General features: G+C 41.3%; 1 protein-coding gene. It reads left to right on the top strand.

Annotation, left to right across the window (positions count from 1 at the left end; all coding sequences use genetic code 11):
* Nucleotides 1-137: 137 nt before the first annotated feature.
* A partial coding sequence (locus tag RhoFasB10_RS26180) for a conjugal transfer protein TrbA (RefSeq protein ID WP_206031394.1) occupies nucleotides 138-404 on the top strand: 267 nt, incomplete at its 3' end.

The raw sequence follows: 404 nt of genomic DNA, 5'->3' as shown, positions 1-404 counted from the left end.
CCATGATGCTGGTTGACCCGAAACAGGGCAGTGTTCGCCCGTTATCATACGGTTTTATTTCGCAGGACGACCTGGCAAAACAGTTCCTGAACGTTTCTGAAGATTTTAAACCCAATTTTTAATCGCGGATTTGATTTATGAGCGAAGATTATTTGAAAATGTTTACAGGTGTTGTTCTGTTAATATTTGTCATTATTGCCGGTTATTTCTTTTCTGAGCGTAATGACAGGAAAATGTTTTTCCTGAGCTCACTGGTTTTCCTTGTTATTAATATCGCGTGTTTATATGTGCTGACTGCCAGTCTCTGGTTTCTGTGTGGTGCAATTATGAATCAGGGCGCAGCAATGGTTGTTCCAATGGTTATTGGCTCATTACCGAACGTTACGAGCTTCGACGGGTTCAGA

Origin of the sequence: Rhodococcus sp. B10 (genome assembly GCF_011770055.1) — a bacterium.
In the GTDB taxonomy this organism is placed as follows: Bacteria; Actinomycetota; Actinomycetes; order Mycobacteriales; family Mycobacteriaceae; genus Rhodococcoides; species Rhodococcoides kyotonensis_B.
Note: the sequence above shows the minus strand (reverse complement) of the source record. Positions and strands in the feature narration are given on the sequence as shown.